12 protein-coding genes and 1 tRNA gene are annotated in these 13,963 nt (G+C 36.1%); 5 read left to right on the plus strand and 8 right to left on the minus strand.

All coding sequences use genetic code 11. From position 1 onward, the window contains the following. The first annotated feature begins 22 nt into the window (after positions 1 to 22). Positions 23 to 1,726, plus strand: coding sequence for a DNA repair protein RecN (gene recN / locus IPH52_24810; GenBank protein MBK7058209.1), 1,704 nt, complete (start codon positions 23 to 25; stop codon positions 1,724 to 1,726). Here recN and IPH52_24815 read toward each other — a convergent pair. Both IPH52_24815 and IPH52_24820 read right to left on the minus strand, forming a co-directional pair. Next, the gene (locus IPH52_24815) at positions 1,723 to 2,988 is read right to left on the minus strand and encodes a diaminopimelate decarboxylase (protein MBK7058210.1); all 1,266 of its coding nucleotides are present in this window, start codon (positions 2,986 to 2,988) and stop codon (positions 1,723 to 1,725) included. The two genes, recN and IPH52_24815, sit on opposite strands and share 4 nt — an antisense overlap. 18 nt (positions 2,989 to 3,006) lie before the next feature. Beyond that, entirely contained in the window at positions 3,007 to 4,479 is a 1,473-nt protein-coding gene (locus tag IPH52_24820) for an aldehyde dehydrogenase family protein (GenBank protein MBK7058211.1), read from the minus strand. A 136-nt stretch (positions 4,480 to 4,615) separates the two neighbouring features. Between IPH52_24820 and IPH52_24825 the strand changes: the two genes are divergently transcribed. Together IPH52_24825 and IPH52_24830 are read left to right on the plus strand one after the other, a co-directional pair. Then, the gene (locus IPH52_24825) at positions 4,616 to 5,215 is read left to right on the plus strand and encodes an LON peptidase substrate-binding domain-containing protein (protein ID MBK7058212.1); all 600 of its coding nucleotides are present in this window, start codon (positions 4,616 to 4,618) and stop codon (positions 5,213 to 5,215) included. A 392-nt stretch (positions 5,216 to 5,607) separates the two neighbouring features. Continuing rightward, positions 5,608 to 5,826 carry a helix-turn-helix transcriptional regulator gene (locus IPH52_24830; protein ID MBK7058213.1) on the plus strand — a complete coding sequence of 73 codons (219 nt, stop codon included), beginning with the start codon at positions 5,608 to 5,610 and terminating at the stop codon, positions 5,824 to 5,826. A gap of 82 nt (positions 5,827 to 5,908) precedes the next feature. On the opposite strand, the gene IPH52_24835 is transcribed toward IPH52_24830, so the two are convergent. Further along, positions 5,909 to 8,224 (minus strand): PAS domain S-box protein, encoded by a 2,316-nt coding sequence (locus IPH52_24835; GenBank protein ID MBK7058214.1) that lies wholly within the window; start codon positions 8,222 to 8,224, stop codon positions 5,909 to 5,911. Positions 8,225 to 8,466: 242 nt separating this feature from the next. On the opposite strand from IPH52_24835, the gene IPH52_24840 reads away from it, so the two are divergent. After that, entirely contained in the window at positions 8,467 to 8,793 is a 327-nt protein-coding gene (locus IPH52_24840; GenBank protein MBK7058215.1) for an STAS domain-containing protein, read from the plus strand. A gap of 51 nt (positions 8,794 to 8,844) precedes the next feature. Here IPH52_24840 and IPH52_24845 read toward each other — a convergent pair. After that, positions 8,845 to 8,926, minus strand: a tRNA-Leu gene (locus IPH52_24845). 57 nt (positions 8,927 to 8,983) lie between these two features. Between IPH52_24845 and IPH52_24850 the strand changes: the two genes are divergently transcribed. Continuing rightward, positions 8,984 to 11,074 (plus strand): response regulator, encoded by a 2,091-nt coding sequence (locus tag IPH52_24850; protein MBK7058216.1) that lies wholly within the window; start codon positions 8,984 to 8,986, stop codon positions 11,072 to 11,074. On the opposite strand, the gene IPH52_24855 is transcribed toward IPH52_24850, so the two are convergent. Genes IPH52_24855 through IPH52_24870 form a run of 4 tightly spaced genes read right to left on the minus strand, consistent with a single transcriptional unit; the run spans position 11,042 to position 13,882 of the window. Then, positions 11,042 to 11,419: a hypothetical protein gene (locus IPH52_24855; protein MBK7058217.1), complete on the minus strand. Its 378-nt coding sequence runs from the start codon at positions 11,417 to 11,419 to the stop codon at positions 11,042 to 11,044. The genes IPH52_24850 and IPH52_24855 overlap by 33 nt on opposite strands. 4 nt (positions 11,420 to 11,423) lie before the next feature. Continuing rightward, positions 11,424 to 12,101: a hypothetical protein gene (locus IPH52_24860; GenBank protein ID MBK7058218.1), complete on the minus strand. Its 678-nt coding sequence runs from the start codon at positions 12,099 to 12,101 to the stop codon at positions 11,424 to 11,426. After that, positions 12,101 to 13,108 carry a metallophosphoesterase gene (locus IPH52_24865; protein ID MBK7058219.1) on the minus strand — a complete coding sequence of 336 codons (1,008 nt, stop codon included), beginning with the start codon at positions 13,106 to 13,108 and terminating at the stop codon, positions 12,101 to 12,103. Before IPH52_24865 ends, IPH52_24860 begins: the two co-directional genes overlap by 1 nt. Further along, complete coding sequence (locus tag IPH52_24870; GenBank protein MBK7058220.1) at positions 13,109 to 13,882, minus strand: hypothetical protein; 774 nt, start codon at positions 13,880 to 13,882, stop codon at positions 13,109 to 13,111. Positions 13,883 to 13,963: the final 81 nt, after the last annotated feature.

Genomic DNA, 13,963 nt, shown 5'->3' on the forward strand with positions numbered 1-13,963 from the left:
AGGGCAACCTTAAGGAGACATTATGTTAAAGCTTATCAAAATCAAAGATTTCGCGCTGATCGAGTCACTCGAGATCGAACTCGAATCGGGAATGGCTTCCATCACAGGTGAGACCGGTGTTGGAAAGTCCCTCATACTAGATGCCATCTCAAGCCTAATGGGTAGCAAGTGTAATACAATGAATATCCGCTCTGGCTCGAAGAAATACCAACTAGAAGCCATCTTCGATATTTCTAAGAATCCCAAAGCGAGCGATTGGCTTAACGAAAAAGGAATTGAGTCCGATGGAAATGAAGTCTACCTCAAAAAAGAACTTTTCACAGACGGAAAATCTCGTATCCAAATTGGAGCCTCGCTTGCACCTGCACAATTTTTACGCGAGTTTGGAGTTTTACTCGCAGAAGTCCATCGCCAAAATGACCAATTATTTTTACTAGAAAAATCTATGCAAATGGAATACCTTGACACATACTCAGGATTAACCTCTCTTAAAAAAGAAGTCTCGGAGCGTTTTAAAACATACCAGACTTTAAAAAATCGCATTTCTGAAATTGATAAATCCAGTGAAGAGAAAAACCGTCGCGTTGATCTTTTGAAATATCAAATCCTAGAAATCAAAGCTGCCAGACTCGAAGAGAATGAAGAAGACGAACTTTTAAAAGACGAGCATTTACTCATTCACGGAGAAAAGGCAATGGAAAATTACAATCTAGTTGCCGAGCTACTCAGCGAAGGAGAGGATAATATCCTGAAATCGTTCTCACGCATTTTAATTTCTGCTGATAAAATTGAAAGTTTCAATAAAGACTTTGCTATTAGCCGCAGCGAACTCTATGAAATCTACGATAGACTAAAAGACATTTCACACACTGTCATTGATGAGAAAGATGAAATCTTTTTTTCTAGCGATAGGCTCAGCGTAGTTCAAAAGCGTCTCGATGAAATAAATAAACTTAAACGAAAATATGGAAAAGATATTTCCGAAATTATGAAATTTCTACAGAAGGCAGAATTAGAATTAGAGACATTAGAAATTAGCTCGGAGGAAGTTCAGTCTTTGCAGGGTGAATTAAATTCTGTTCGGGACAATTTAACTTCTCTTGCAGTTAAATTGTCTCATCTGAGAAGAGAGTCGATTTTGAAATTAGAATCCGATCTCCAAAAAGAATTTCAACTTTTGGGAATGAAGGATGCGAAGCTACAGATTGTTATGCGCTGGGAACAAGCGATTGATGGAGAGATTACAGAGTCAGGTCGCAAATACATGATCGGAGAAAATGGACTCGATCAAATTGATTTTTACTTTTCGGCCAATCAAGGCGAGAAGCCAAGACCACTTCGTAAAATAATTTCTGGTGGAGAAATGTCTCGCGTCATGCTTGCTCTAAAAGCAATTCTTGGAAATTCTGCTGAGTCTAGACTTTTAGTATTCGATGAAATTGATGCGGGGATTGGAGGAGAAGTTGCCTACCGTGTAGCGGATAAACTCAAATCCATCTCTACAAAAAACCAAGTCTTACTTATCACACACTTACAACAAATTGCCGCTGCAAGTGATTGTCATATCAAAGTAGAGAAGGAAATTGCAAATGGTAGAACGTTTACAACGGCTCGAAAAATTTCCAAATCAGAAAGAGCAAACGAACTCGCCAAGATGATTGCAGGCGAGCATATAACAAAAGGTGCGCTTGATCATGCGAAAGAGCTTTTAAAGAAAGCGGTTTAAACTTCTACTTGAATCTCATTTTGCATAATCTGTGTTAGCTCCTGGCGTTTGCGGATTAACACAGATTTGCCGTTTGTTTGAATTAACACTTCTGCAGTTTCTGGATAAGAATTGTAATTCTTAGTAGACATTCCAGCGCAATAGGCACCGGTTCCTTCCATTACGATAAAGTCGCCGATATTTGCTTCGTGCATTGTGCGATTTTCCGGTGCACCGCCTTCTTTTTGTGTAAAAATATCACCACTCTCACAGCAATGACCGACAACTACATAATCTTTTACTGAGGTAGGAGTATCACCATTAGCCGTAACAGTTATAAGTGGATGACGGGAACCGTAGAGAGAAGGGCGGGTGTTTGAATCCATGCCTGTATCTAGTTTTATAAATTCAAATCCTTTCGAGCCTGTGTTTACTTTATCCACAACTCGACTGATGATAGAGCCACAGAGTGCCATCATATGGGTTCCAGGTTCGATTTCTAATTTTAGTTTGCGTCCGTGTTTTTTGTAAAACTCGATAAATAATTCTTTTACTGGCTGCCCGATTTTTTGCAGGTCAGTAGTTTTTTCATCGAGCATTCTTCCTACTTTAAATCCACCGCCGAGATTAACAGTCATACACTCCGGAAACATTTCTGCATACTCTAGTGTATAATGTGACACTGCTCTCCAAACTTCTGGGTCACTTCCTGAACCAATATGTGTATGAACCTTTGTAATTTTTAAATTGTATTTCTCACGGATTTTTTTTACTTCCTCCATGTATTCAAACCAAATTCCGAAAGAAGAAGTTGCTCCGCCTACATCGGTTTTTTGAGTCGAGCCACTTCCAAGTCCAGGATTGATTCGAATTGAAACCTCTTTGCCTGCGAATAACTTACCGTAAGCCTCAAGTTGATGCAAGGAACAGGCATTGTAAAAAATTCCCTTTTCCACAACTGCTTTTAGATTTGGGGATAGTTCTTGGGAGGTAAGCATAATTTCTTCTGGTTTAAATCCAATCGCGAGTGCTCTCTCTACTTCATAGATAGAGCTTGCATCAATATGAATTCCTTTTCTTCTCATGATCTTAAGAATTGTTGCGTTAGGATTTGCTTTCATCGCATAACGCGCAGTTAACCCATATTCATTTGGAAACGCGAGAGCTATATCGCAACGCTTTTCAATTTCAGCTTGTGAATATACAAAGACTGGACTTCCAAATTCATTTGCAATGTGTCTTACTGCTTCGGGTGTTAAAAATTTCAGTTGTTCTAATTCCATATTTGCTAGCCTTGCTTTTTATAAATAATTTGTCATGAAATCCACAAATGACTTCGTTGTTTTTGTATAAGGTGGAAAAAGCATTTTTAACAAAGTAAGTTTTGAAACTTTTAAAACTGCTCTTTCATGAGAAAATGTTTTGAATCCAAAATGACCGTGGTAATTTCCAATTCCACTATGATTGACTCCACCGAACGGCAACTCAGGATTACCCAGATGAGCAATCACTCCATTAATTACAACTCCACCGGAGGATGTATTCTTTAGAATTTTATCAATGGCTTTGCTATCTTCGCTGAATATGTAAAGAGATAAAGGCTTGTTTTTACTCTGAACAATTGCAATTGCTTCCTCTAAAGTTTTAAAAGATAGGACAGGAAGAATTGGTCCGAAAATTTCTTCTTGCATAACTGAAGAATCAAGTGTCACATTGGAAAGAATGGTTGGTGATATATAACGTTCTTCTGCTTTGCAGTCTCCGCCTAATTCCAATTTGGCGCCTTGCTTGATACTAGAATTGATAGTTTCTTTAAGTCGTTCAAAGTTTGAATCATTTACTATCCGGCAAAAATCGGGGCTCTTATGCCAATCTTCTGCTGTTTGCCCATAGAATTTTTTTATCTGCTCTTTTGCGGAATCTATGAACTTAGCATACTTTGATTCGTGAACTAGAACGTAGTCAACGCCAACGCAGGTTTGTCCTCCATTTAGAACTTTCCCCCAAACTACTTTCCCAACTGAATCATCCAAATCAGCAGACTCGTCAATGATTACTGGTGATTTGCCGCCAAGCTCCAAAGTGACTGAAGTAAGATTCTTCGCTGCCAATTCCATAATCATGGTACCTACAGAAGTGCTTCCTGTAAAGAAAATGTGATCGTATGGTTTTTCTAAAAGGGCAGATGCGGTCTCTCTATCTGCACTCGCGACATAGACTTCATTCTCATCAAAGATTTCATTTAATATTTTCTTTGTAACTGCTGCGGTATGCTTCGTGTTATTCGACGGTTTTATCATTATGCAATTCCCGGCAGCAATTGCCGCAACAAGTGGACTTCCAATTAAGTTGAACGGATAATTCCACGGACCAATAATGAGAACAATTCCTTTCGGCTCATAGATAATTTGGCTTGAACTAGGAAATAAAGAAAGAGGAGTTCCTACTTTCAAAGGTCTCATCCAGGACTTTAGATGAGCAATCGCATCTTTAATTTCAGAAATCACGGGCATGATTTCTGTTAAATCAACTTCCTGTGGACTTTTTCGAAAGTCTTTATATAATGCATCTCTCAATTCTTGCGCATACTTCTCAACTTGAGACTTGAATTTCTTTAGCTTCTCAATCCTCTGATTTGCATTTGTGTTAGCTATATTCCAGCGATTTTCTCTTTGTAATCCGAAAACGCGATTAACTTCTTTCTTGTATAAACTTTCTGCTTCTTTCTTTGGCGCAATTACTGTTTCTTTTTTTTTAGAGACTCTTTTTACCATTTCATTCCCTCTTTTTCAACGCGTATTTCTAAAATTCAATTTCTTATCCTATTGTAAATACAAATTTCCCATAATTAATTGATGGTTCCTTTGATTTTTCTTTTCCTTGCTTTGGCATTAGAATTGACAGTATTGCATGCCTTTGTTTAATTTTGAAATTGTGCGAGCAACGATTGCCATTTTCCCACTTCCAAATATAATTTTGTTTCCCGGTGCTTTTTTACCTCTCCACATTTTTGAATCAAGATACCGGCTAATGCTTGATTACTGCATCGAATCGGATTATGAAATGGCAATAACATCCTTGAAAGCAAATTCTCGCATCGAAAATACTTTTGGTTGGGGAAAAATCGTTCGTCATGAACCTTTAGCAGATGGTCGTGCGAACATCTTACTTGAAGGTATGGGAATCGCAACTCTTTTGAATTTTAAATCTATCGAACCTTTCATTATAGCAGAAGTTGAAAAAGTTGAAAATGACTATTCTCATATTCAAACAGAAGAATTCAAAGAACTTACGAACGAACTCATTCAGCTAACTAAAGATTACCTTCGAAAACTCAATGTTGAAGACGCATATATAAATGAAATCGATCGATTATCGACTCATCCTTTTCCCGTTGAATTTATTACATCGGTTTTGAATTGTGATTTCAAGAAGAAGCAGGATATTTTAACAACGGATAATCCCTATCAGAAAGCAATTAAACTATTGAGAATTCTGCGTGATATTTGAGTCTTTTATTTTTTCTCCAAGATTAAGAGCGGCAAACTAGAGTTAGTCTATGATAGTTAGGTCTACCTTGGCTGGTTTAGCCGGTATTTATTTGCAAAACGGCGCCGGGGTCCCCCCCGGGGGGGGGGGGGGGGGGGCGGGAGGGGGGGGGGGGGCTTAGCTTCAATTAAAATTTTCTGCTTCGCTACTAGAAAATAATCATTTACAATTAGAATATTTCTATTTTCAAAAAAAAATTCTTTAGAGATTACTAACGTTTAGCCGACAGAGAAAAGCTTAGTTATCAAAATCATTTATACAAATCTCTCAAAAATAAATTACACTTTAAAAAAAAACGCATCACCACTATATTTTGTGTGGATTTTTTAAAAAAAGTATATTACGATTCCTACGTGGACTTTGAAACATTTAGAAACAAATTAGGTAAGAAAATAAAGAAAGAGAGAGTCGCCAGAGGGTTGACTCAGGAAGATATGGATGACGGTGACGATGGGGTTCCTCATCGGACTATGCAGAATATCGAAACCGGTAGATCTAATCCAAATCTAAGAACATTATTTCGACTGTCAAAGAGAATGGATATATCTGTCAGTGATTTAATGGATGTATGAATAAGGCTTAGTCTTTCTCCCTTTCTGTTCTGATATCAAGAGCAGAAAGGGATATATTGAATATACTGAAAAGATTAAGATATTATTTCGCAAGGGGTAAGGTAAAGCTAAAAGTGCTTCCTTTGCCAAGTTCACTCTTTACGTGAATTTTGCCATGCTGTTTTTCGATGAATTCCTTGCATAGTATTAGTCCGAGTCCAGTGCCCTTTTCATTATCAGTTCCCATTTTCGTAAACTTGGAGTCAATTCTGAAAAGCTTATCAAGATTATCAGCTTTAATTCCTGTTCCTGTGTCAGAAATAGATATTTCAAGAAAATCATCCAATCGAGTTGCGGATAATTTTATTCTCCCATTAAAATAACTAAATTTGATAGCATTGCCAATTAAATTTCGAAGAATCGTGCTAAAAAGCGATTGATCAGCAAACACATGTATTCCGTCTTCCAAATCTTTTTCTATTACTATTTGTTTCTTGAATGCGCTCCCAATTAAGACCTGAAGAGTCGAATCTACGATGTCATTCACTGAGATGCTTTGCGGTCTGTAACTAATTTCCCCAGTTTGAGCCTTAGCCCATTGCATTAAGTTTTCTAAAAGAGAATAGGCTGATTTGGAAGAAGCATTGATTAACCTAGCAAAATTAGCGATTTCTTCTATCCGATGGTTTTCATCTTCGAGTATTTTGGATTCCATCATTTCTGAAAGGCCGATTATCCCTGCAAACGGATTACGAAGATCATGCGCTATGATGTTGAAAAATTTATCCTTAGTTGCATTAAGAGACTTTAGTGATTCTGTATATTCAATTAATCTTGCATAATTTTTTTTTGCTTCGGAAATATCTGAAACAATTGCGATATGATATTTGCTTTCATTACCGTCCAACTCAAGTGGAACATAGATTAAATTGACCCATATAATACTTCCATCTTTTCTAATGTATCGATTCTCCATTGTGACTAATTGCGTTTTGCCGTCGATTAGAAGGTGAAGTTTATCTAGGTTTTCAAATAAATCATCGGGATGGGTTATATCCAGAAAGCTAAGCGATCGGATTTCATCCATAGACAAGTTCAGTATTTCGCAATATTTCGGGTTAATCTGTATAAACCTACCAGAACTAGATTCAAGTAAAGCAATGCCTACCGGAACTCTTTCAAAAATCGTACTAAATTTAATCTCACTGTACCTAGATTCATTCTCTATCTTTTTTCTTTTCGTAATTTCTTCTGCCTTAAAGATAACGCCGATTACTTCGCCTAAATTGTTTTTAATTGGAGCATATTGTAGTTTGAACCAGTGTATATCTTTATCTACATAAAAACTTTGTTCAAAAAAGCATTGTTGTCCACTAAACGCCAAATTATAATTATCCTCGAATATTTTAAAATCTTTCTCCGATAATAAATCTAAAATTGAAATTCCAATACCAATTTTGAAATTGAATATTAACTTAGCCTGTTCATACGCCAATTGATTAAAAAATTGAATTTTTCGTTCTTTGTCAATGAATAGAATTGCTTCATCGCTATTATCAAGAACAGCGCGCATGTTCGCTTCTGATATAATTAGCGTTTGCTCCATTTTCTTTCTGTCAGTGATATCTCTTACGATTGCTTGAATGCGACCGTCTTCTAAAATTTTTCCATTTATCTCTGTGAAAATAGTAGTTCCATCTTTTCGAAGGAGGCGTCTTTCCGACAATACGGGATTGCCTTTTAATACTTCCGCGTAACGCAACGGGTTTTCTTGTAAATCTTCAGGCAAAATTAAATCCTGAACATGTTTCTCTAATAATTCTTCTCGAGAATAGCCTAACATTTGACAGGCTTTTGCATTTACTTCGACATATTTCTGATTAGCATTCGCAATGAAAATTCCATCAACTGCTTGTTCCATTAAGGTTCTATACTTCGATTCTTTTATCTTCAATTCCGTCTCAGTATTTCTTTGCTCAGTTATATCTATAAAACTAATTGCAATTTCTTTAAGATTTCCTTCTGAATCAAAAGACGGAGAGCCATTTACCTGTAACCAAACTGTGTCATTGGTAGTCGGACGAGATACTCCAATAATTTGATTGTAGATAGGCTTAAGAGTATTCTTGATTCGGTGAACGGGATACATTTCAAGCGGACAAATTCTATTATCCTCTAAAATAAAATGCCATGCAGGGTCAATACTTAGTTTGCCGCGCATTTGTTCATCTGCAAGTCCGAGCAATTCAGCAGCTCTCATATTATTCATGAGTATAGAAGTATCAGGAGCATGTATTACAACTCCAGCGTGTAGATTTTCGAGTAAACCGCGATAGCGCTGCTCACTTTCACGGAGAGCTTTCTTTAGTTTTGCTTCATTTACAACAGTGTGATCGGAAAATTTACTATGATCTGTCAAAGTTTAACCTCCTTGAAGAATTCTCATGAGATTTATATTATTTTATGACCATTTTTAGTGTTCCTTTTTTTTTATAGCAAGAGCATTTTATGGGTTTACAAGATGATATTTATCCTCTTTTTACACAAGGAGAGCTTATTTGCATTTAATTATTGCTCAGATAAAAAATGTCTTTACAAATTCAGAATTTACTATATAAGGTCAACTTCTTGCTGAGCATTCATAGATATTTTGGAGGAATCATGGAACTGAAATTTAGAGAAAAAGGTAAACACAAGATTGTTCGACTAATTGGGAGCATGGACATTTATACAGCATCAAAGGTAAAAAAGGAAATCACACAAATCATTGATGATGAAGAATGCGAGTCCGTTGTGTTTGACATGTCAGAAGTTCATCATATGGACTCATCTGGAATCGCTTTATTAGCGAACATTCAAAAGAAAATGAAGTCGAGTGGGAATAAATTTGGGCTTTTATCACCAACTAATGATATTATGGGTGTATTGAAGCTTTCTTCCTTGGATACATTTTTTACAATTCATAAAACTGACAATGATATAAAATAGACTGTAATTATTTGGGAATTAAAAGAAATTTTAGTTTAGTTGGGAAGTTTTTGCGAGTGAAGGGACTTGAACCCCCACACCTTTCGGCACCAGAACCTAAATCTGGCGTGTCTGCCAATTTCACCACACTCGCATGAATACTATAATTTAGCGTTTGACTTTTATGTCAAATGGTAAATAGCTTATTAGAATGAATACTATGCAAAATAAGGCAAAAGCTGATACTAGAGTATTCATTGTAGAGGATGACCCAACGATTCATATGCATCTTGAGTTCATGCTCAAGAATAAAGGTTACCTAGTAGTTGGGGCTGCGGCTAATAGCGTTGATGCAATAGAGTCTATTGGAATCACCAAGCCAGACTTAATTTTGATGGATGTTTCCATTGAAGGGGAACGAGATGGTATTGATACCGCGCTCATTATCAAAGAGCAATTCAATATCCCTGTAGTATTCATCACTTCTTTCTTTGATGAAGCAACGATCGCACGCGCCAAAATTGCTACTCCCTTTGGCTATTTAATAAAACCTGTAGCACCTAAAGACCTTTATGTAGCAATAGACATATCTCTCTACAATCACTCAGTCGAAACGCAAATAAAAGAAAATGAACAGTGGTTTTATACGAGTCTTAGTTCAATTAGCGATGGAATCATTACGATCGATAAAAACGAGAATGTAAAATTTATTAATGAAGCTGCCGAAAAACTTTTAGGTCTTACTCGTTCCGTTGTGGGAGAATCACTCAAAAATATTTACAATCCTGAGCATGCAATTTCCGAAATGCTGGAAACTACAGATGATAACGCCTTTGTAACGCATGTAAGAGATAATGTATATTTACCTCAAGCTGACGGATCTAGAATATTCTTAGAGGAAAACATACGACCGATTCTAAATACTAAAACGGCTGAATCCCTCGGAAAAATTATCGTATTCAAAGATATTACAAAGCGTCTCTTTCTGGAGCGGAAAATCGCCATTCGCCTCCGTTATGAAATAGGCGTGAGCAATTTTTCCAAAGTTCTATTATCTCCATTTACAAGCATTGAAAATCTGAGTAATGCTTTCAGAGAGTTACTTTTATCTCTAAGCATGACTAGAGTCAGTTACGCTAGCATTTCCCAAATTGGACATGAGATATTTTATTCAATTATTGAAGAAGTAGGGGCGAATGACTCTATTCCTCTATCCCTGAGTTATTCAGAAGGCTTTATTGAATATTTAAATGACTCTTTTTTACAATTGCGGAATAATACTTTACTCTTTGGAAATTTGCTGCAAATACCAAATAAATTACAACCTACAGCAACACTTCGTGGTATTAAATCCTACATTATCATCCCGATATTCTATCAGCATTCACTCGATGGATATGTCTTTATGGAAGACACAAATCAACTAAGAGAGTGGCCTGAAGAAGATCTACAGATTTTTCGAATCATCGGGGATCTATTGTCAACATTCATAGAAAGAACTAGAAATGAAAATTTGATTAAAAATCACAGAGACTATTTAGAAAAATTAGTCGAAGAAAAAACGAGTGAATTGCGCGGTGCAGTTCAGCTAGCGCAAGCGGCTAACAAAGCTAAGAGTGAATTTCTTGCCAGTATGAGTCATGAGCTAAGAACACCTCTCAATTCAATCATCGGTTTTTCGAAATTAATCAAACTTCCAGAGACGATGAATAAAGAACAGGAATTTATTCAATATATTAACAAAGCTGGAAATCATCTGTTGAGATTAGTGAACGATATATTGGATATTTCTAAAATGGAAGCAGGAAAAATTACAATTGTGAAATCAAATTTCCAAGTCTTTGAATCTCTTCAAAACTCTATTCTAATTATGATGCCCCAGGTAGCAAAAAAAAATATTAAGATTATCGAACCAGAAATGGTAGACATTGTTTTTAACGGAGACGAAAAAAGAATTCGTCAGGTTTTTATAAACTGTCTTTCCAATGCAATTAAGTTTACTGGCGAGCAGGGGATAATTGAAATTACCCTACGAAAGATAAATGACTTTATCGAAGTATCGTTCAAAGATAATGGAGTTGGAATTAGTCTAGAACATCAAAAGTTTATTTTTGATAAATTCTATCAAGTCGGTCAAGTTATGTATTCAGAAAACGAAGGTACAGGGCTGGGATTATCTATTTCTAAACATATTATCGAAGCACACGGAGGAGTAATTCTCTTAGAAAGTGAACCTGGAAAAGGCTCAACGTTTACTATCCGTTTGCCTCTACAAGTCCAAGGTGTCCGAAATGTTGTGTGATTCATTTTCGTTCTCCGAAGTCACTTGCCCTAGATAGCAAAATTTGCAACCGTAAATATGAACAGGTCTACGTCCATTCGAACCAAAGGAATCTTCCATATAGGCATATAAGAATTCAGTCTTCTTAAGTCCGGTTCCACAAACAGGACAAATTCTAGGACGTTGCACATTCTTGTCCCAATTTTTCCCATATACCTTTCTGGGGTCGGCACCTTGAAATTGCTCTTCTTTTTTTTCACGCTCTAATTTTTCTTTATCAATTCTTTTGTCTTCAGAAGAATAAAAGAACATGAGGACAATACCGATTAGTATCAAGGTAAATAAAATAGAAAAAAAACTTAGCATGTTTTTAAAAACTCAAATACGAATTGATTTTATTTGCCATTGTCTCGGGAACTTTGAAGCCACCGTCTTGCACACGCTCTATGTATTTCTTAAAAGAATACGAGTGTTGCGAAGAATGAATGAGTCCAAGAAAACAATCTGCTAAAGAGCTTTCAATCACATCGCATAACTCCACATCTTCGTCGAGCCTAAGTTCGTATTGGTGCAGCAACTTGCGATTAATCCCTCTACAAATCGATCTGTAGAAACCAAACTTAGTGAGTGCCAGTGAATTAAAATTTCTAATTTTTAAATCATAGTCAAGCTGTGCTAAGTTAATACAATCTACCACTTGCACGGGGTATGACTTATTAGAATATTCATATACAAGAGTATTGATTAAAAGATTTTTGTATAAATTCAAACGAGTGCAGTTTTCGTGATCGCAATCTCCAATTCTTCCTGGATCACAGTTTAAATACATTACGACATCAGTATCGGAATGCTCGGTTGCCTGACCAAAATTAACAGAGCCCATTAAATCAAAGGCTATACTGTCTCCTGACGATTCAATGAGAGTAACAAATCTCTTAAAGTCGTTAATTCTATTTCTAGAAACAATAGTCTCGTGACCGCGGAAAAATTTTTTTAGCCCGTTGAATTCTTTTATAATCGGATGATTTTGAAATCGTCTAATGCCCATTATCTTCTCACAAACTCTTCTTCTGTAACAGGTGAATTTTCCATTGTATAGTCTACTTTTAAAATCTTATTGGTCGTATCAACTTGCATCAAATGCTTTTTTTCTCCATCGACTAATCGATATAATCCGACAGAGCTAACTAATTTATTTTCAAAGGTTATTTCCGCAAAAAATCCGCCTGGCTGAAATCCATATACTGAATCCACTGCTCCGAAATTCGAAGGATTTAAAAAAACAGTCTTTCCTTTTTTCAAAATTCCTTGGTCTTCATGCACATGACCTGAGAGAACTAGGCTTGGTTTTTTTTCTGCATCGTCTAAATATCTTCTAATTCCCTGTGAACCAATATTACCAAATCCAGGTATCTTATCAAAAAAACCATAGGCTGGATCATGTATCAAAGCAACATCAGGCAATTCTTCTTTGAAAAAATCTTCTGGTTCACTGTAAGATTGTCCGTGCTTATTGTATTCATGAAATTTTACCGCTAACTTCTGAGGAATCCCTGAAGTGGAAATCGGGGCGCCACCATATCCTGCAAATTTTAATCCACCAAATTCCATCGACTTTCTGTGAATATCTAATTCATAAAGAGCAGTGTATTGCAAATCGATATCGTAATTTCCAGGAAGCAAAATACAAGGCGAACCAGCGTAAGCCTTAATCAATCGATCAATGAGTTGGTATTTTTCTTTCATCGTCTTGGCAGCTTTATTAAACAACTCTCTATAGCGGATTGAGGATTGCTGGACGTCATCAGAATACTTACTAGAAAAGCGGATAACACGCGTTGCATAGTCGTAAGGAGTAATATCATCCCCTGTATTCTTTGCTAGGATTTCTAATTCTTCCTGATAAGTGCAAAACTCAATAATCCTATCATCACTAAAGAATGCTTTGTATATTATATCCCCTGACAGCAAATAGAGATTAGGCGAAGTTTGCTGAAAGACATCTTTCATTCCTTTTAAGCCATCGTGAATATCCGTTAGATAAATTATTTTCATCTAAATTCCATACCCATTTACAAAAGAATCTGAATCTAAGCGAATCGGTTCGACAACAACAATGTCTGTCCCAAACATATCCATTAAAGATTTTACTAATATACTTGACCTAACTAAAAAGAGGATTTTATGATTATGCGCTGATAGTTTCTTAATTTCAATATTATGAGCCGTATTGATTTTATTCAGGAAATAATCGAGATTAACCCTTATCTCATTGTTTAAGCGGGTGAGACTTAGAAAATTAGGAAAAAGTTCTGCAATCGTTTGAATTATATATCTCTTATGAAAAATATCAAAGGTTGAAATAAAACGAACTAGATCAAACTTGCGAGGTCTGCTATCCCATATTTTAAAATCAGAAATTCGAAAACGAACATTGTTGTGTCGAACCCAAACAGGAGTTAGCTCCACTTTGTAATTTACACTCTCCACGCGAAAAAATTTTGCAAGAGGATAATCTTTAGTAATAAAATTTCCTTCTAGATAAACCTTTCCCTTATTTGAGTCAATGGTAAATGTATCGAGGGTGTCTGTTTCTTCTACTACTTCTAAATACAAAAGCTCATTGATATAGCGCAAATTCAGACTTACCCGATAGTCTTCTTTGATTTCTTCGGCGGCACTGAGAAGCATATCAATTGATTTCTCTGGTTGAAACAAATCCCAAATGGGCGTAGTCATAATTTGCTCAGTAGTCTTCAGAACTTGTCCTAATTTTCTACCAGCCTTTCGAACCAAAAAATCAATCATAGATATTTTCACTGTTTCCATTTTTCAACATGAAATCAATCGTTAATTTCAAATAAATTGCAAAAAGGATTCGTTTTTCCATTCATATCCCTTGGTATTTTT

The sequence above is a fragment of the Leptospiraceae bacterium genome, assembly GCA_016708435.1.
Lineage (GTDB): Bacteria > Spirochaetota > Leptospiria > Leptospirales > Leptospiraceae > UBA2033.

What these genes read in the sequence shown, in the direction of transcription:
- recN (MBK7058209.1), top strand. Translation starts at nt 23, where the DNA reads ATGTTAAAGCTTATCAAAATCAAAGATTTCGCGCTGATCGAGTCACTC.
- IPH52_24815 (MBK7058210.1), bottom strand. Translation starts at nt 2,988, where the DNA reads ATGGAATTAGAACAACTGAAATTTTTAACACCCGAAGCAGTAAGACAC.
- IPH52_24820 (MBK7058211.1), bottom strand. Translation starts at nt 4,479, where the DNA reads ATGGTAAAAAGAGTCTCTAAAAAAAAAGAAACAGTAATTGCGCCAAAG.
- IPH52_24825 (MBK7058212.1), top strand. Translation starts at nt 4,616, where the DNA reads ATGCCTTTGTTTAATTTTGAAATTGTGCGAGCAACGATTGCCATTTTC.
- IPH52_24840 (MBK7058215.1), top strand. Translation starts at nt 8,467, where the DNA reads ATGGAACTGAAATTTAGAGAAAAAGGTAAACACAAGATTGTTCGACTA.
- IPH52_24850 (MBK7058216.1), top strand. Translation starts at nt 8,984, where the DNA reads ATGAATACTATGCAAAATAAGGCAAAAGCTGATACTAGAGTATTCATT.
- IPH52_24855 (MBK7058217.1), bottom strand. Translation starts at nt 11,419, where the DNA reads ATGCTAAGTTTTTTTTCTATTTTATTTACCTTGATACTAATCGGTATT.
- IPH52_24860 (MBK7058218.1), bottom strand. Translation starts at nt 12,101, where the DNA reads ATGGGCATTAGACGATTTCAAAATCATCCGATTATAAAAGAATTCAAC.
- IPH52_24865 (MBK7058219.1), bottom strand. Translation starts at nt 13,108, where the DNA reads ATGAAAATAATTTATCTAACGGATATTCACGATGGCTTAAAAGGAATG.
- IPH52_24870 (MBK7058220.1), bottom strand. Translation starts at nt 13,882, where the DNA reads ATGGAAACAGTGAAAATATCTATGATTGATTTTTTGGTTCGAAAGGCT.